Source organism: Rhodopseudomonas telluris (genome assembly GCF_042432815.1).
Lineage (GTDB): Bacteria > Pseudomonadota > Alphaproteobacteria > Rhizobiales > Xanthobacteraceae > Rhodopseudomonas > Rhodopseudomonas telluris.
Map to the genome: position 1 here is coordinate 811,003 of NZ_JBHLWM010000005.1, position 16,211 is coordinate 827,213.

At 66.9% G+C, this 16,211-nt stretch carries 15 protein-coding genes; 7 read left to right on the plus strand and 8 right to left on the minus strand.

The window, feature by feature from the left end:
* Positions 1-14 precede the first annotated feature (14 nt).
* Entirely contained in the window at positions 15-155 is a 141-nt protein-coding gene (locus tag ACFFJ6_RS15325) for a hypothetical protein (RefSeq protein WP_378389716.1), read from the plus strand.
* Between the two features lie 9 nt (positions 156-164).
* On the opposite strand, the gene ACFFJ6_RS15330 is transcribed toward ACFFJ6_RS15325, so the two are convergent.
* The gene (locus tag ACFFJ6_RS15330; protein ID WP_378389168.1) at positions 165-1,004 is read right to left on the minus strand and encodes a DUF2189 domain-containing protein; all 840 of its coding nucleotides are present in this window, start codon (positions 1,002-1,004) and stop codon (positions 165-167) included.
* 585 nt (positions 1,005-1,589) lie between these two features.
* Positions 1,590-3,197 carry an acyl-CoA synthetase gene (locus tag ACFFJ6_RS15335; RefSeq protein WP_378389170.1) on the minus strand — a complete coding sequence of 536 codons (1,608 nt, stop codon included), beginning with the start codon at positions 3,195-3,197 and terminating at the stop codon, positions 1,590-1,592.
* Positions 3,198-3,413: 216 nt separating this feature from the next.
* On the opposite strand from ACFFJ6_RS15335, the gene ACFFJ6_RS15340 reads away from it, so the two are divergent.
* Both ACFFJ6_RS15340 and ACFFJ6_RS15345 read left to right on the plus strand, forming a co-directional pair.
* Positions 3,414-4,598, plus strand: a complete 1,185-nt coding sequence (locus tag ACFFJ6_RS15340; RefSeq protein ID WP_378389172.1) for an HlyD family secretion protein — start codon at positions 3,414-3,416, stop codon at positions 4,596-4,598.
* A gap of 22 nt (positions 4,599-4,620) precedes the next feature.
* Positions 4,621-6,201: a DHA2 family efflux MFS transporter permease subunit gene (locus ACFFJ6_RS15345; protein ID WP_378389174.1), complete on the plus strand. Its 1,581-nt coding sequence runs from the start codon at positions 4,621-4,623 to the stop codon at positions 6,199-6,201.
* A 285-nt stretch (positions 6,202-6,486) separates the two neighbouring features.
* Here the strand turns inward: ACFFJ6_RS15345 and ACFFJ6_RS15350 are convergent, their stop codons facing one another.
* Both ACFFJ6_RS15350 and ACFFJ6_RS15355 read right to left on the minus strand, forming a co-directional pair.
* The gene (locus tag ACFFJ6_RS15350) at positions 6,487-6,942 is read right to left on the minus strand and encodes a GatB/YqeY domain-containing protein (protein ID WP_378389176.1); all 456 of its coding nucleotides are present in this window, start codon (positions 6,940-6,942) and stop codon (positions 6,487-6,489) included.
* Positions 6,943-7,094: 152 nt separating this feature from the next.
* Positions 7,095-7,796: an alpha/beta fold hydrolase gene (locus tag ACFFJ6_RS15355; protein ID WP_378389178.1), complete on the minus strand. Its 702-nt coding sequence runs from the start codon at positions 7,794-7,796 to the stop codon at positions 7,095-7,097.
* Between the two features lie 147 nt (positions 7,797-7,943).
* Between ACFFJ6_RS15355 and carA the strand changes: the two genes are divergently transcribed.
* From carA to ACFFJ6_RS15375, 4 genes are all read left to right on the plus strand, one after another.
* Positions 7,944-9,137 carry a glutamine-hydrolyzing carbamoyl-phosphate synthase small subunit gene (gene carA, locus ACFFJ6_RS15360; RefSeq protein ID WP_378389180.1) on the plus strand — a complete coding sequence of 398 codons (1,194 nt, stop codon included), beginning with the start codon at positions 7,944-7,946 and terminating at the stop codon, positions 9,135-9,137.
* A gap of 400 nt (positions 9,138-9,537) precedes the next feature.
* Entirely contained in the window at positions 9,538-9,693 is a 156-nt protein-coding gene (gene pufB / locus ACFFJ6_RS15365; RefSeq protein ID WP_011440233.1) for a light-harvesting antenna LH1, beta subunit, read from the plus strand.
* Between the two features lie 12 nt (positions 9,694-9,705).
* On the plus strand, positions 9,706-9,909 hold the full coding sequence (locus ACFFJ6_RS15370; RefSeq protein WP_054161530.1) for a light-harvesting protein: 204 nt from the start codon (positions 9,706-9,708) through the stop codon (positions 9,907-9,909).
* Positions 9,910-10,547: 638 nt separating this feature from the next.
* Positions 10,548-10,766: a hypothetical protein gene (locus ACFFJ6_RS15375; RefSeq protein WP_054161531.1), complete on the plus strand. Its 219-nt coding sequence runs from the start codon at positions 10,548-10,550 to the stop codon at positions 10,764-10,766.
* A 486-nt stretch (positions 10,767-11,252) separates the two neighbouring features.
* Here the strand turns inward: ACFFJ6_RS15375 and ACFFJ6_RS15380 are convergent, their stop codons facing one another.
* The 4 genes from ACFFJ6_RS15380 to ACFFJ6_RS15395 form a co-directional block, all read right to left on the minus strand.
* Entirely contained in the window at positions 11,253-12,857 is a 1,605-nt protein-coding gene (locus ACFFJ6_RS15380; RefSeq protein ID WP_378389183.1) for a hypothetical protein, read from the minus strand.
* A gap of 37 nt (positions 12,858-12,894) precedes the next feature.
* Positions 12,895-14,187 (minus strand): adenylosuccinate synthase, encoded by a 1,293-nt coding sequence (locus tag ACFFJ6_RS15385; RefSeq protein ID WP_378389185.1) that lies wholly within the window; start codon positions 14,185-14,187, stop codon positions 12,895-12,897.
* 261 nt (positions 14,188-14,448) lie between these two features.
* On the minus strand, positions 14,449-15,501 hold the full coding sequence (locus ACFFJ6_RS15390) for an HD-GYP domain-containing protein (protein WP_378389187.1): 1,053 nt from the start codon (positions 15,499-15,501) through the stop codon (positions 14,449-14,451).
* A gap of 138 nt (positions 15,502-15,639) precedes the next feature.
* Entirely contained in the window at positions 15,640-15,966 is a 327-nt protein-coding gene (locus tag ACFFJ6_RS15395; RefSeq protein ID WP_378389189.1) for a PilZ domain-containing protein, read from the minus strand.
* Positions 15,967-16,211: the final 245 nt, after the last annotated feature.

Here is a 16,211-nt window from a genome sequence, read left to right on the forward strand (position 1 = left end):
GCGTATGGGAGGCGCTGACCTCGCCCGCGTTCAGCCGGCAGTCCTTTTCCGGCTTCGCGGTGACCGTGGAGCCGCGGGCCGGCGGCAAGCTGCCGATGCGGGTGATCGCGACACTGAAGCGACGCGGCATCCGCATCCCGGGCCTGCGGCACTAAGCGTCCCGCTCAGCCACGCGAGGCGACGGACGGCAGTTGCAGCACGTTGCCGGCGGGCTCGCTCACCGGCAGTTCGGCCGCGACCGGCGCGACGATCTTGCGATAGAGATGCCAGGTGGTGTGGCCGAGCACCGGCAGCGTGACGACGAGGCCAAGGAAATACGGCAGCGCCGAGATCGCCAGCAGCAGCACGATGGTGGCGGCCCAGCCGATCATCGGCAACGGGCTGGTCGCCACCGCGCGCACGCTGGTGATCATCGCGGTGACGAAATCGACGTCGCGCTCGAGCAGCAGCGGAAACGACACCACGGTGAGCGAGAACAGCACCAGCGCCAGCGCGGCGCCGATGCAATTGCCGACGGCGAGGAACACCAGCCCCTCGTTGGTGGTCAGCACCGCCGAGATGAATTCCTGCAGGCTGCCGAACGACGCGCCGATGCCGAGGAACAGCGCGATCAGCAGGCGGACCTGGTACATCCAGATCACGAACAGGAACAGGGTGACGAACGCCATCCAGCCGAGCTCGCTGCGGCTGCGGATCAGCCCGACGATCTGCATCACCGACGGCTTGCGCCCGGCCTCGCGCTGCCGGCTGACTTCGTACAGCCCCAGCGCCACGAACGGCCCGAGCAGCGCGAAGCCGGCCGCGAGCGGATAGGCGAAATAGACCATGTGCAGGGCCGTGAGGCAGGCCAGGATCAGCATGCCGCCCACCGCATAGAATGCCCCGAACGCGAGGCCATAGGCCGGCGCCGCCTGGAAATCCCGCAGCCCTTGTCCGAACGCTTCCACAATGTCGGCGACCGTGACGCGGCGCACGACAGGATCAACCTTCCCGGAGATCGACATGGTCGCTCCTCCCTGGTGAACGGCGGATGCTTGTTCGTTTGTTAGTTGCGGGAATTAAGAACCGGAGTCCTGCTTTCGTCAACGCATCGCATCCGCGCGCGGATCACAACTTTGCGCAGCGATTAGTTCAGGCGGGAGAGTGCGGCGCCGCAACATGCTTGCGCGGTGCAACAAACAGATTGCGGCGCGGCGGTGGGATCTGGGATCGGTTCTCTAGGCCGTTGCCGTGTTGTCGATGAAGCCGAGAGTCAGTGCTCGCGTCGCCCTCACCCCAACCCTCTCCCGCAAGCGGGAGAGGGAGTGCGCTGTGCTGGGGGCGAGCGCAGCTGCACTAACCGACTCATCAGGTGACAAGATCCTCTCCCCGTCATTCCGGGGCGCTCACGCAGTGAGCGAACCCGGAATCCATATCCCCTGAACTCGCTTGGTGGCAGGGCCGCTGACCGCCGCCGTCGTCCAACTCCGAACACCTGTGGTTATGGATTCCGGGTTCGCGCTGCGCGCGCCCCGGAATGACGCGAAGAGGTGATGCGAGCACTCAATGGTTACTAGGCGATGCTTCTCCCTGCGGAGCGTCGATGATTCTTATCCCCTCGCCCGCAACTCCCGGCGCAGCACCTTGCCCGTCGCGGTCATCGGCAACGTGTCGGTGAATTCGACCAGGCGCGGATATTCGTGGGCGGCGAGTTGGACTTTGACGTAGTCCTGGATCTCGCGCGCCAGCGTGTCGGCCTTGTCGAAGCCGGGACGGAGCACGATCCAGGCCTTGATCGACTCGGTGCGGATCGGGTCCGGCACGCCGACCACCGCGGCGAAGGCGACCGCCGGATGCTTGAGCAGCGTGTGCTCGATCTCGGAGGGGCCGATGCGATAGCCGGCCGAGGTGATGACGTCGTCCTCGCGGCTGTCGTACCAGAAGTAACCGTCCTCGTCCTGCGAGCCGAGATCGCCGGTGAGCAGGAAGTCGCCGGCGAATTTCTTCGCCGTCGCGTCCGGGTTCTTCCAGTATTCCAGCATGATGCAGGGATTGGGCCGGCGCACCGCGATGATGCCGCGCTCACCGCGCGGCAGTTCGCGGCCGCCCTCGTCGATGATGCGGACGTCGAAGCCCGGCGTCGCCTTGCCCATCGAGCCGGGGCGGATCGGAAACAGCTTGGCGTTGTTGCCGACCACGAGGTTGCATTCGGTCTGGCCGTAGATCTCGTGCGCCTCGACGCCGAAGGTGGCGCGCACCCATTGCAGCAATTCGCCGCCGAGCGACTCGCCGCCGGTGAAAATGCTGCGCAGCTTGACACCGTCGTGCCTGACGTCGGCCTGCCGCATCAGCTTCAGCGCGGTCGGCGGCAGGAAGACGTTGCGGATGCCGAGATCGGCCATCAGCTGCATCGCCGCCTGCGGCTCGAATTTCCTGGCGCGATAGCCGACCATCGCGACGCCGTGATACCAGGTCGGAAACAGCGCATCGAACAGCCCGCCAATCCACGCCCAGTCGGCCGGCGTCCACATCAGGTCGCCCGGCTTGGGGAAGAAGTCGTGCGCCATCTCGACATTCGGCAGATGGCCGAGCAGCACGCGGTGCGCATGCAGCGCGCCCTTGGGATTTCCCGTCGTGCCCGAGGTGTAGATGATGATCGCCGGATCGTCGGCGGAGGTGTCCACGGTCTCGAACGCATCGGAGGCGGAGTCGAGCTTCGACCAGAACAGCTCGACGCCCGGCTGCGCGGCGCCGCCGGCGACGTAGATGTGCTGCAGCTCCGGCAGCCGGTCGCGGATCTTCAGCAGCTTCGGCAGGCCGCTCTCGTCGGTGACGACGGCGCGGGCGCCGGAATTGCTCAGCCGGAATTCCAGCGCGTCCTCGCCGAACAGGGTGAACAGCGGCACCGACACCAGGCCGGAGCGAAACGCGGCGAGATGCACGATCGGCAGCTCGATCGATTGCGACAGGAACACCGCGACGCGGTCGCCGCGCGTCAGCCCGCCGTCCTTCAGCACGTTGGCGAAGCGACGCGAGGCGGTGGCAAGTTCGGCGAAGGACAGCCGCGTGACGGCGCCGCCCTCCTCCACATAGATCAGCGCCGGCTTGTCGCCGATCGCGTGACGATCGCAGCAGGCGGTCGCGATGTTGAAACGGGCCGGCACCTGCCAGCGGAAGTTGCGATAGAGGTTGTCGTAGTCGGAGGTCTCGGTCAGCAAGGCATTTCCCCAAGGTCGTTCATGAAGCCTTCTCCCGTGAGGCTTCTTCGAAGACTGGCGGCCATCTTAGCGCCATCGGCGCTCCCGCGACGACGTCTTTTCCCGGTCGCGGGATTGTGTGGAACGCATGCTCTGCATTGCAGCATTGCCGGGAACCGTGGCCGCCGGTGCGGGTTCTTTCGGGGTCCAGTTTGTTCCCCAGAGATGGTGAGACCGATGAGCGCGGCTGACGTGATTTCCGCCAAGGGCGACGGCGGCCCGCGATCGACCCAGTCGCAAGACGTCCCGGCGCTGCGCGAGACCGATCGCCGCGAGGCCAGGCCCGACCAGCCCACCCGCGAGGCCGAGGCCCCGGCGCCGCAAAAACCCGCCGGCCTGCGCGGCCTGATCCGCCAGCACCCGATCGCCGCGATCGTCGGCGCGGTGCTGATCGCGGCCGCGATCGTCGGCGGCATCCTGTGGTGGCTGCACGCGCGCAACTTCGAAAGCAGCGACGACGCCTTCATCGACACACGGACGGTGCTGATCAGCCCGCAGGTGTCGGGCGCGATCACCGGCGTCAACGTCACCGACAACCAGATCGTGAAGGCCGGCGATCTGCTCGCCACCATCGACCAGCGCGACTACAAGGCCGCCGTCGATCAGGCCGCCGCCCAGATCCTGCAGGCGCAGGCCTCGATCGCCGACATCGAGGCGCAGATCGGCGCCCAGCAGGCGCAGATCCAGCAGGCCAATCAGCAGGTGCAGGAGGCGCAGGCCGCGCTGAATTTCGCCACCGATGAAAACCAGCGCTATCAGGAGCTGGTGCAGAAGGGCGCCGGCACCGTGCAGCGCGCCCAGCAGGCGCAATCCGACTTCACCAGCAAGAAGGCCGCGCTCGACGCCGCCAACGCCGCCAAGCTCGCTGCCGACCGTCAGGTCGACGTGCTGCGCGCCAAGGGCGAGCAGGCCAAGGCGCAATTGCAGGCCGCGCAGGCGCAGAAGGAGCAGGCCGACGCCAATCTGCAGCGCACCCAGTTGCTGGCGCCGACCGACGGCCGCATCGCCAAGCTGACCGGCGCGGTCGGCGCGCTGGCCTCGCCCGGACAGGCCATCATGGTGCTGGTGCCGCTCGACGTCTGGGTCACCGCCAACTTCAAGGAGACGCAGCTCGAGCTGATGCGCGTCGGGCAGCCGGTGGACATCCACATCGACGCCTATGGCAAATCCTATCCGGGCCACATCAACAGCATCCAGGCCGGCAGCGGCACGGCGTTCAGCCTGCTGCCCGCCGAGAACGCCACCGGCAACTACGTCAAGGTGGTGCAGCGCGTGCCGGTGAAGATCACCTTCGATCAGCGGCCGGACGTCGAGCTCGGCCCCGGCATGTCGGTGGTGCCGCGCGTCACCGTCCGCCCCTAAGGCCGGCGCGAGGCATCCGGCGATGGCCGAGAGCGAAGGCGAATATGGCGGCGCCAATCCCTGGCTGATCGCGGTGCTGGTGTCGGTCGCGACCTTCATGGAAGTGCTCGACACCACCATCGCCAACGTCGCGCTGCGCTACATCGCCGGCGGCCTCGCGGTGTCGGGCGACGAGGCGTCGTGGGTGGTGACGACCTATCTGGTCGCCAATTCGATCGTGCTGTGCGCATCGGGCTGGATCGCCCAGATGTTCGGCCGCAAGAATTTCTTTCTGGTGTGCATCGCGCTGTTCACGGTCAGCTCGCTGCTGTGCGGCTTCGCGTGGAATCTGCAATCGCTGCTGGTGTTCCGGATCATGCAGGGGCTCGCCGGCGGCGGCATGACGCCGGTGGCGCAGTCGATCCTCGCGGCGGCGTTTCCGCCGGCCAAGCGCGGCCAGGGCTTCGCGCTCTACGGCATCGCAGTCGTCGTCGCGCCGGTGGTCGGGCCGACGCTGGGCGGCTGGCTCAGCGACAACCTGTCGTGGCACTGGTGCTTCCTGATCAACGTGCCGGTCGGCGTGATCACGCTGGCGCTGATCTATCTGATCATTCCCTCGTCCGAGAAGCAGCGGCAGGAGCGCGCCAGGCTGTGGGCCAAGGGGCTGAATTTCGACTTCGTCGGCTTCGCGTTGGTGGCGACGTTTCTCGGCGCACTCGAAGTCGTGCTCGACCGCGGCCAGGTCGACGACTGGTTCGGCTCGACCTTCATCGTCACCTTCGCGATCATTTCAGCCGCGGCGCTGATCGCCTTCGTGCCGTGGGAGCTGTCGCGCGAGCGGCCGCTGATCGACGTCCGGATGCTGACCGGCCGACAGTTCGGCACCTGCTTCCTGATCATGCTGGCGACCGGCGCGCTCCTGATCGCCACCACGCAGATCGTGCCGCAGCTGCTGCAGGAGCGATTCGGCTACACCGCAACGCTCGCGGGTCTGGTGATCTCGCCCGGCGGGCTGGTGACGATGGTGATGATGGTGGTGGTCGGCCGGCTCGGCAGCTCGGTGCAGCCGCGCTGGCTGATCGCGCTCGGCGCCGCCATCGCCGGCGGCGCGATGCTCGACCTGATGCGGATGTCGCCGGACGCCGACTACTGGTTCTTCGCGCTGTCGCGGATCTATCTCGGCATCGGCCTGCCGCTGATCTTCATACCGATCACCACCGCGTCCTATGACGGCATTCCGCCGAACAAGACCGACCAGGCCTCGGCGCTGATCAACCTGGCGCGCAATTTCGGCGGCTCGATCGGCGTCTCGATCAGCCAGACCGTGCTGGCGCGGCGCGAGCAGTTTCACCAGAGCCGGCTGAGCGAACACGTCGGGTCGTGGAATCCGGTGCTGCACGACACGCTGGCGCAGATCCAGGGCTATCTCGGCACCCAGAACGCCACCGGCAGCAAGTCCGGCAGCGCGATGGCGATCGTCGCCCAGATGGTCCAGAACCAGGCCGCGCTGCTCGCCTATCTGGACGTGTTCGTCGCCCTCGGCCTGATCGCCGCCGCGATGATTCCGCTGGCGCTGTCGCTGCGCAGCGTCGACCGCAGCGCCAAGCCGGTGATGGGGCATTGAGAGGCGCGCGAGGTATCACCCCGTCATTGCGAGGAGCGCAGCGACGAAGCAATCCAGCTCCGTGCAAGGCGCTGGATTGCTTCGCTGCGCTCGCAATGACGGTCGAAAGGCCTTCAGCCTCAAGCGCCGTCATTCCGGGGCGCCCGCACTTGCGGGCGACCCCGGAATCCAGAAGTTGTGGAAACGCCGGAGTCGCAGAACCGATCGAGATTCCGGGTTCGCGCTGCGCGCGCCCCGGAATGACGGCGGATGGGGTTAGCGACGAAGCTGCTGCTCGACGACTAACTAACCGCTCAGCGCCGCCTTCACCAGGCCGCTGGCCTTGCCGAAATCCATCTGGCCGGCGTACTTCGCCTTCAGCGCGCCGATCACCTTGCCCATGTCCTTGATGCCGGCGGCGCCGGTCTCGGTGATGATCGCGGCGATCGCGGCGTTGACGTCGGCGTCCGACATCTGCTGCGGCAGATAGGCCTGGATCACGGCGATCTCACCGCGCTCCTGCTCGGCGAGTTCGGCGCGGCCGCCCTTCTCGTAAAGCTCGACGGACTCCTGGCGCTGCTTGATCATCTTCTGGAACAGCGACAACAGCTCGGTGTCGCCGAGCGGCGGCTTGCTCTGGCCGCGGGCCTCGATGTCGGCGTTCTTGATCGCCGAGTTCATCATCCGCAGCGTGGACAGCTTGCGCTCGTCCTTGGCCTTCATCGCCTCCTTCACGGCGGTGTTGATGTCGTCGCGCAGCATTCTCGGGCTCCTTGATGTCTTCGTCATTGCGAGGAGCGAAGCGACGAAGCAATCCATGCTGCGCTTGGCGCTGGATTGCTTCGCTTCGCTCGCAATGACGGCAAATGGCGTTTACGGCGCCTGATGTAGGCGGTTCGGCCGCCCGAAACAACTCAGTTGCGCAGCCAGTCGGCGAGCGCCGCCGCGGTGGCGTCGGGCTGCTCGATCTGCGGAAGATGGCCGCAATCGGGGATGATCACCAGCCTGGCGCCTTTGATGCCGTCGGCCATCTCCTGCGACAGGCTGTTCGGAATGGTGTTGTCGGTGTCGCCGCTCAGCACCAGCGTCGGGCAGGTGATGGTCGCCAGCGTCGGCCGCGAGTCGATGCGGGCGATGATGGCGCGCTGCTGCCTTGCGAAGCCGCCGCCGCCGACATCGTCGCCCATCGCATGCACGATCTCGCGCAGCCCGTGGTCGTCGGCGCGCGACGGATGCACGAAGCCGGGATACAGCTCGTCGAGCACGCCGTGCAGCCGGCCCGCATTGGCCTCGCCGATCTGCCGGGTGCGGCGCGCGGACGCTTCCGGGCTGTCGGGCCGGGCCTGGGTGTTGATCAGCGCCAGCTTCGCCACCCGCTCGGGCGCCTGGCGCAGGATCTCGAACGCGATGTAGCCGCCCATCGAATGGCCCCCGAGCGCAAATCGCGGCGGCGCTTCGGACAGGATCCGGCGGGCGATCGCGCCCATACTGTCGTCGCGGATATGGTTCGCCACGGTCACCGGGCCGAACGCCCACAGCGCGGGCAGCACCGGCGCGTAGATCCGGGGCGAACCGCCCAGGCCGGGGATCAGCACGATCGGCAACGATGTGTCCATGGAACCTCCCTGTGCGCACGATTCGGACCGACGCAGGCCGGCGAAGCTAAGGCCGGCAAAATCCCTGTCAAATATCGTCCAAATGCGCACAATTTGGCGGGCGGAGCGCTTTGACGCCGCCGCCCGCCGCGACTATGTAATGCGCTCATGACCAATTCAGCATCCAATCCCGCCTGGCCGGACCACAAACCGACCGCGCTGCTCGTGCTCGCCGATGGCACGGTGTTCGAAGGCTTCGGTCTCGGCGCCGTCGGCTCCGCCGTGGGCGAGGTCTGCTTCAACACCGCGATGACCGGCTACGAGGAGATCCTCACCGATCCGTCCTATGCCGGGCAGCTCATCACCTTCACCTTCCCGCATATCGGCAACGTCGGCACCAACGACGAGGATATCGAGACGGTGAACATGGCGGCGACGCCGGGCGCGCGCGGCGTCATCCTGCGCGACGCCATCACCGACCCGTCGAATTATCGCTCGTCCAAGCATCTCGACGCCTGGCTCAAGGCACGCGGCATCATCGGCCTGTCGGGCATCGACACCCGGGCGCTGACCGCGCTGATCCGCAGCAAGGGCATGCCCAACGCGGTGATCGCGCATTCGCCGACCGGCGAATTCGACCTGCACGCGCTCAAGGAAGAAGCCCGCGAATGGCCGGGCCTCGAGGGCATGGACCTGGTGCCGATGGTCACCTCCGGCCAGCGCTTCACCTGGGACGAGACGCCGTGGGCGTGGGGCGAGGGTTTTGGCCGGCAGGACAAGCCCGAGTTCAACGTCGTGGCGATCGACTACGGCATCAAGCGCAACATCCTGCGGCTGCTCGCCGGCGAAGGCTGCAAGGTCACGGTGGTGCCCGCCACCACCTCGGCCGAAGACATTCTGGCGATGAAGCCGGACGGCGTGTTCCTGTCCAACGGCCCGGGCGACCCGGCCGCGACCGGCAAATATGCGGTGCCGGTGATCCAGCAGGTGATCAGCTCCGGCGTGCCGACCTTCGGCATCTGCCTCGGCCACCAGATGCTCGGCCTCGCGCTGGGCGGCAAGACCGTGAAGATGCATCAGGGCCATCACGGCGCCAATCATCCGGTCAAGGATCTCACCACCGGCAAGGTCGAGATCACCTCGATGAACCACGGCTTCGCGGTCGACAAATCGACCCTGCCGGGCAACGTGCAGCAGACCCACGTGTCGCTGTTCGACGAGAGCAATTGCGGCATCGCGCTCGCCGACAAGCCGGTGTTCTCGGTGCAGTATCACCCCGAGGCCTCGCCCGGTCCGCGGGACTCGCACTATCTGTTCCGCCGCTTCAGCGACCTGATGCGGGCGAAGAAGAGCGCGGCGTAACGCGCTCGGTCCTTCTTCCATAAGCTTGAACGCTCTTCAAAGGGCTCGGCCGCAAGGCCGGGCCCTTGCCGTTTCGGGCGCCCAGACGGCCCGCTCTGGCCCGCAGCCAGCGATCCCCTCATGCTGTCCGGAATGAACCGGACAGTCTGTAGTGTCATGTCAAGTTGACAAAGAACAGTGTCACGATAATTTGACCAAGCGAGAGAACACCGTGAACGGGACCGGCCAGCAGCTGCTGGTGGACCACAACGGAGGTCTCAGCCGGGACTAGCGCCCCGACGGCAGCGTGGCGAGCCCAGGGGGCCGCCATCGATCCGACCGGCGGTGTACTCGGTCCGGTTGCTGCTCGCGGCACTCGCGTGCGGGTTCAGCACGAATTTGAATCTCTGAGGAGGTTATTATGGCAGACGATCCCAACAAGGTCTGGCCGACCGGTCTGACGATCGCGGAGTCGGAAGAGATCCACAAGCATGTGATCGACGGCACGCGCATTTTCGGCGCGATCGCCATCGTGGCCCATTTCCTGGCCTATGTTTACTCGCCCTGGCTGCACTAAGGGAGATCGGACATGAATCAAGGACGTATCTGGACCGTCGTGAATCCGACCGTCGGCCTGCCGCTGCTGCTCGGCAGCGTCACCGTGATCGCGATTCTGGTGCACGCCGCGGTGCTGAACAACACCGCCTGGTTCCCGAAGTACTGGCAGGGTGGCGCCGCTGTCGCCGCCGCGCCGGCCGCTCCGGCTCCGGCTGCTGCTCCGGCGAAGAAGTAAGCTTCGCCTAAGCGATCGACCGACGCCCGTCGAGGTCCGTGCGACCTCGGCGGGCGTCGTGCGTTTCGGACGGCCGCACCTCCGGTGCGAGCGGCCGCCGCCGCCGGCCCGGCCCTCGCCCTCCCGCGCATCGGAAACCCCTTCAGCGGATCGCCATCTCGATCGCGCGCAGTTCCCGCCGACCGACCTCGCGAGTCCAATCGTCGCACGACGAGCACCGGCTCGCGTCCGGCGCTCCGGACGATGGCGCGTCAGCGCGACGCGCCGTGCAACGCGCACGCGACGAACCGGCGACACGCATCGCAACTCATCGCGATCTCAACCACGACGAGTCTGCCGCAACCGTGTGTGTGTCTCGCGGGCGACGGCTGTGGCGCGCGCGCCTCGTTTACACTTGTGGCGCGCTTCGGCTTGCATCGTCATCGATCGATCTGGAATTGCTCCAGCGCCGCGCGCCATCCATCCTTCACATTGATTCAGGAAAGCATTGTGCCGCAGCGCTTTCTTGCATCATCGCGGCGACGTTCACGATCATGCTCACTTAAAAATCAGTAACGTCACTGCAACTTCATCCAGCGGACCCACTTGAGCCGCATTGCATCGGCAATGATGCAAACCTGAAATGAAGGAGGCCATCGATGACTGCCATGAACCAGCCGAAGTTCGATCCCGATTACGTCGCGACGCTGCGCGAAGTGCTCGATATCGCGGTTGAGCAGATCGCGATGGAGCATCGCACGCCCGCGACCAAAGCCATGATGGCGCAGATCATCGTGCAGAACGCCGCGCGCGGCATCACCGACGCCAACGCGCTGGTGCACGACGCCGTCCGCGCCGGCGCCCACGGCGCGCCGTAACGCGCCCGGTTTCTCCGGCCGCGGCAACTGCGACCTGCTCCACTCGACCTCCACGCGCCGCGATTTCGCGGCGCGTTTTGATTCGGGGATGCGATTTGATTCAGAACGGGACAGGGCGTGACGGGCGACGAGTGCAGCGGAAGCGCTCCGTGCAGAGGAAGCTGGACACGCCTGCTGTTTCTCAACTCCCGCACGTCATTGCGGGGCGCCAACGGGTCCGGCCTTCGGCCGGCCGGATGACGGGCTCCGCGCGAAGGGGCATCCATCACCACTGGCGCTGACCGTCGGGACGTGGCGGTGCGGCGCCGGGCATCAGAGCGACCACAGGGGATATGGATTCCGGGTTCGCGAGCTGCGCTCGCGCCCCGGAATGACCGGGCGTTGAGACTGCCGCAGAGGTTCTGATCCAGGCGGCGGCGGAGCCGCGCTCAATATGGCGAAGCCTCGATGAATCAGGCGGAGCCGCGCTGGATCAATCGCGGCTGATTATTCGCCCCAGGCGGCGAAGGCTTCGTTGAAGGCGCGTTCGCCGGGCGGGCCCTTTTCGATCGCGATGATGGCGCGGCGCTGGTTGTTGTAGACGATCGGCAGATCGAACCAGGAGCGCTCCTTCAGGAGCTGCAGGTTGCGCGAGCGGTCCGCCTCGACATTGCTGAGGCCGACCAGGAAGAACCCGTCCGTGACCTTGACGGCGAGGCCTGCCAACGGCGTGCCGCGCGCCTGCTCGTTGGACTTCATCAGGATGCCGGGGACGTTGGCGACACCGCCGCCATTGAAGTCCTGCGGCAGGATGAAGGTCAGCTCGGCCGTATGGCTGGCCGGCAGCGACGTGTCGGTGTTGCGGCGGAACGACATCGTCATCTTGAACTTGCGCTCGGGCACTTCGACGTCGGCGCGCACCGCCAGATCGGCGCCGCCCTTGTTGCTGGCGCCCTTGATCTGCTCGGTGCGCCACACCACCGTGCCGACATACTGCTTGCCCTTCGGATCCGACGGATCCTCATCATACAGCACGACGCGCTGCGCTACCGGCGCGATCGTCTCCGAGCTCGACGGCTGGCCGACGCGATCGGTGATCTTCGGCCGCTCGGTCGAAGCCGGCGGAGTCGGCGTCGCCGTCTCGGTCGCCGGCTGCGACTTCATCATGCCGCGCAGCGACGACCACAGCGCCGGGCCCCACAGCGTGCCGGCGCCGGCGAGCATCAGCACGACGCCGATGATCAGCGCGCTCTTCAGCGGGAAGCGCGACGGCGTACGGGTTGCCTTGCGGCCGGGCTGGCGATCGGGCTCGAGCCGCGGCCGCATCGGGGCGGGCGGCGGCGCATAGCGCTGCGCCTCATCGACCGATTCGTCATAGGAATACGGCGCATCCGGATCGGTGCGGTTTTCCATCGACGGCTCGAGCCGGTCGAACTCCGGCGACGGCGCGACATTGGCGTAGGTTTTTCGCGCCGCGCGATTGGCCTGCGCGGCGGCGTTGCCGAGACCATCGAGATCGGCGGTGACGTCGCGGAAGCCGCGCAGCCCCGGCGCATCCGCGCCCGCAGCGGCCGGCCCCTGATCGGGGCGGCGCGGCGGCACCGGACGCTCGCGGCCGGGCAATGGCGGCTCGGGTGGAATCGGCGGCGGCTCGACGCGCAGATTGCGCGCGGGACGTTCGTTCGCCGGCGGCGCGGGCGGGGCCGCACGAGGACGGACCGGCGGCTCCGGATCGGGTTCGGCCGCGCTCTGCGGCAGCGGCGCGCGGGAGACCTGCGGCGGCGGATCGCCGGGCCGAACCGGGGGCCGGCTCGATGCCCGCAACGCATCGCCGGGACGCGATCCATCACCCGCCGGACGACGGTTCTTCAGCTCGGCGCGGGCGGCATCGCGGGCCCGCTGCGCGGCCTCCGACTCGACCTTGCGCACGGCCTCTTCGAGCGCCAGGCGCTCGCGGGTGATTTCGGATTCGGTCAGCGGCGGCTGCACGCCGCGAAGCTGCGCGATCAGTGCTGCGCGGGCCCGCTCGTAGATCGCGCGTCGCTGCTCGCCCGGAGCACTGGGGTCCAGGCCGGATATCGCACGCGCGATCAGCGGATAGTAATCAGCCATCTTGACTCAATGATCGATGCCGTTCGGTAACATCTTATTAAGCCTCGAAGGGATTCTGCACCAGAATTGTATCCTCGCGTTCGGGACTGGTGGACAACAACGCCACCGGGCAGCCGACCAGCTCCTCGATGCGGCGGACATATTTGATCGCCTGCGCCGGAAGGTCTGCCCACGATCGGGCACCCGCGGTCGGTTCCTTCCAGCCTTCGATGGTCTCCCAGATCGGCTCGACGCGCGCCTGCGCGCCCTCGCCGGCCGGCAGATGGTCGATCTCCTTGCCGTCGAGCTTGTAGCCGACGCAGACCTCGATGGTGTCGAAGCCGTCGAGAATGTCGAGCTTGGTCAGCGCGAGGCCATGGATGCCGCAGGTTCGCACGGTCTGCTTGACCAGCACCGCATCGAACCAGCCGCAGCGCCGCTTGCGCCCGGTGTTGACGCCGAACTCCTTGCCGCGACGGCCGATCTCTTCGCCGATCTCGTTGAGCAGCTCGGTCGGGAACGGACCCTGACCGACGCGCGTGGTGTAGGCCTTGCAGATGCCGAGCACATAGCCGGCCGCGCTCGGGCCCATGCCGGTGCCGGTCGCCGCCTGCGCCGCCACGGTGTTCGACGAGGTCACGTACGGATAGGTGCCGTGATCGACGTCGAGCAGCGCGCCCTGCGCGCCTTCGAACAGGATGCGCTTGCCTTCGCGGCGCTTGATGTCGAGCAGCCGCCACACCGTCTCGGCGTAAGGCAAGAGCTGAGGCGCCAGCGCGGTCAGATCCTTGATGATCGTGGCGGCGTCGAATTCGGCGAGGCCGAGGCCACGGCGCAGCGCGTTGTGATGCGTCAGCAGCCGCTCGACCTTGTGCGGCAGCGTGTCGAGATCGGCGAGGTCCATCAGCCGAATCGCGCGACGGCCGACCTTGTCTTCATAGGCCGGGCCGATGCCGCGCTGGGTGGTGCCGATCGAGGTCGCCTTGGAGGCATTCTCGCGCAGCGCATCGAGCTCGCGATGGAGCGGCAGAATCAGCGTGACGTTTTCGGCGACGCGCAGGTTCTCCGGCGAGATCGCCACGCCCTGGCCCTGCAGCTTCTTGATCTCGTCGAGAAACGCCTGCGGGTCGAACACCACGCCGTTGCCGATCACCGCCAGCTTCGACGGCCGCAGCACGCCCGACGGCAGCAGCGCCAGCTTGTAGGTTTCGCCGTTGATGACCAGCGTGTGACCGGCGTTATGCCCGCCCTGGAATCGGGCGACGATGTCCGCCTGCTCCGACAGCCAATCGACGATCTTCCCCTTGCCCTCGTCGCCCCATTGGGCGCCGACCACGACGACATTGGCCATTTTCGAGCCGTTCCCCTGCAACTCAACCGGATGAAGCACGATCGCCACGACGCCCGCAGGCTGTTTTCGGATCGTACTGAGCGCCAAGCCAAAACACGGCCGCGGCCGCTCGCATGCGAGGCGATCCACCGGATAACGGAAGCGGGCCTGCGACGCAAGCGAAAGGGGCCGTTTCGGCGCCTCGGCGGGCAGCCTCAACACATTGATTTCCGCTAAAAATCCGGACACGCCGGAAAGCCGGCGAGCCGCCGCTCGGGGCGCCTATTGGCCGAACGCGACCTGCCGGAATGCCGCCACCAAAGGCGCTTCCAGCTTGCCGCGCAGCTTCAGCAGGACCTCGTAAGCCTCCTCGCGTGGCAGCGGCGGCTTGTAGCGGCGGTCCTCGATCAGCGCGCCGAAGATGTCCGCGATTGTCAGCAGGCGGACGATGTCCGGAATGCTGTCGCCGACGAGGCCGTCGGGGTAGCCGCTGCCGTCGAGGAATTCGTGGTGATGGCGGACCGCGCCCAGCACCTCCGCCGACAGCCCCGGCGTATCCTTCAGCACGTCGTAGCCGAGGGACGAATGCGTCTCGATCATCGCCCGCTCCTCGGGATCGAGCTTGCCGGGCTTGTCCAGCACGTCGAGCGGAATGCAGGCCTTCCCGATGTCGTGGAAGGTGGCGGCGACGGCGAGGCGGCGGATGTCGGCGCTGGGGACGCCGAGGCTGACGCCGAAATCGACCGCAATGCCGGCGACCAGCAGACAATGCTGATACGTGCCCTCGTGATGCTGGCGCACCGTCGCCAGCCAGTTCGACAGCCCGTCGTCCATCACGCTGTCGGCGATCGCGGCGGCGGCCTCTTCCATGCCGGTGACGTCGACATTCATGCCGCCGGCGACGGCCGCGAACGCCTTCGACAGCCGCGCCGACGCCAGCGAGGCGGCGCCCATGGCATCGCGGGCCGCCGAGGCCGGCGACCAGTTCAGCACGACCTGATCGCTGAGCTGGGCGATCAGCAGCGACGGCGATACCGGATTGTGCAGCACGCGCGTCGCGCCCAGCGCATAGGCCTGCGCCTGGGCGACGTGGGACCGGTCGTCGATCAGGAAGATGCGCCGCTCGGCGCGCCCCAGCCTCAGCATCAGGTCTTTCAGGGCGGCGATATTCCCCATGGTCCGGATATCCACCGAGACCACGATCGCATCCGCCTCCGCTGCCGTCATGCCCTCCGCGGCGCGGAGGAGATGGAAGTGCGGCTCAAGCCGCCGAGGCAACACCAGCCGCAGCGAAGCCAACTTGTCGGGATGGTCGGCAACCACATGAACGGTCATCGGGGTGCTCGCGCCAAGGCACTGCGGCGGCCGGTCGGACGCGTACCGCGCCACGCGACATGATCGGCGCGACAGGCCGCGCGGCTCACCGCCCGCATGGCTCCGGCGCCGAAGGCTGTTGGTCGGGGGCGGGTGTCGTCAGTTCGCAACGAAGCGCACTCCGATGACTTGCCCATCGACCCGGACGAGCTGACAGCGCCGGTAAGGTTTCCCAGCCGGGGTCAGCACCAGGAAGAATTCGGTCAAATTGAGCCCGGCAATCGGGCATTTCATCACCAGCCTGGCGCCGGACGCCGAAATATCCGCGACGCCGCAAGCCCTAGCCCAGGTGCCATCGACACCGACCAGGAGGGCGTCGACCAGCTGCTCGAATTTGACCCGGGGGTCCTTCCGGTCGCCATAAACCAATGTTGCGCCCTCGCCCGCTTGTCCGAGATTGGCGGCTGCGCTGAAATGACTGCGCAAAGCAAATCGACCACACTAATTTACCGGCAGTAGTGATTCTCAAAACAACGCAGCAATTGTATCAAATGAGACCGACTCGATTTAGTAGCGATCGTGCTGCCCTCTTCGTGGCTGGAACTCACTTGGCGCATGGATCACTCAACAACACCCACCGATCGTCCCGCTTTTGCACCCGAGTCTGACGTGAGGACGTCTCGTTGCCGTCACCAACCTCGGCAGCCCCTCCCTCCCCGGTGACGACACCA

Coding starts and splice junctions, on each gene's coding strand:
- ACFFJ6_RS15330 (WP_378389168.1), bottom strand. CDS start 1,004: ATGTCGATCTCCGGGAAGGTTGATCCTGTCGTGCGCCGCGTCACGGTC.
- ACFFJ6_RS15340 (WP_378389172.1), top strand. CDS start 3,414: ATGAGCGCGGCTGACGTGATTTCCGCCAAGGGCGACGGCGGCCCGCGA.
- ACFFJ6_RS15345 (WP_378389174.1), top strand. CDS start 4,621: ATGGCCGAGAGCGAAGGCGAATATGGCGGCGCCAATCCCTGGCTGATC.
- ACFFJ6_RS15350 (WP_378389176.1), bottom strand. CDS start 6,942: ATGCTGCGCGACGACATCAACACCGCCGTGAAGGAGGCGATGAAGGCC.
- ACFFJ6_RS15355 (WP_378389178.1), bottom strand. CDS start 7,796: ATGGACACATCGTTGCCGATCGTGCTGATCCCCGGCCTGGGCGGTTCG.
- carA (WP_378389180.1), top strand. CDS start 7,944: ATGACCAATTCAGCATCCAATCCCGCCTGGCCGGACCACAAACCGACC.
- pufB (WP_011440233.1), top strand. CDS start 9,538: ATGGCAGACGATCCCAACAAGGTCTGGCCGACCGGTCTGACGATCGCG.
- ACFFJ6_RS15370 (WP_054161530.1), top strand. CDS start 9,706: ATGAATCAAGGACGTATCTGGACCGTCGTGAATCCGACCGTCGGCCTG.
- ACFFJ6_RS15375 (WP_054161531.1), top strand. CDS start 10,548: ATGACTGCCATGAACCAGCCGAAGTTCGATCCCGATTACGTCGCGACG.
- ACFFJ6_RS15380 (WP_378389183.1), bottom strand. CDS start 12,857: ATGGCTGATTACTATCCGCTGATCGCGCGTGCGATATCCGGCCTGGAC.
- ACFFJ6_RS15385 (WP_378389185.1), bottom strand. CDS start 14,187: ATGGCCAATGTCGTCGTGGTCGGCGCCCAATGGGGCGACGAGGGCAAG.
- ACFFJ6_RS15390 (WP_378389187.1), bottom strand. CDS start 15,501: ATGACCGTTCATGTGGTTGCCGACCATCCCGACAAGTTGGCTTCGCTG.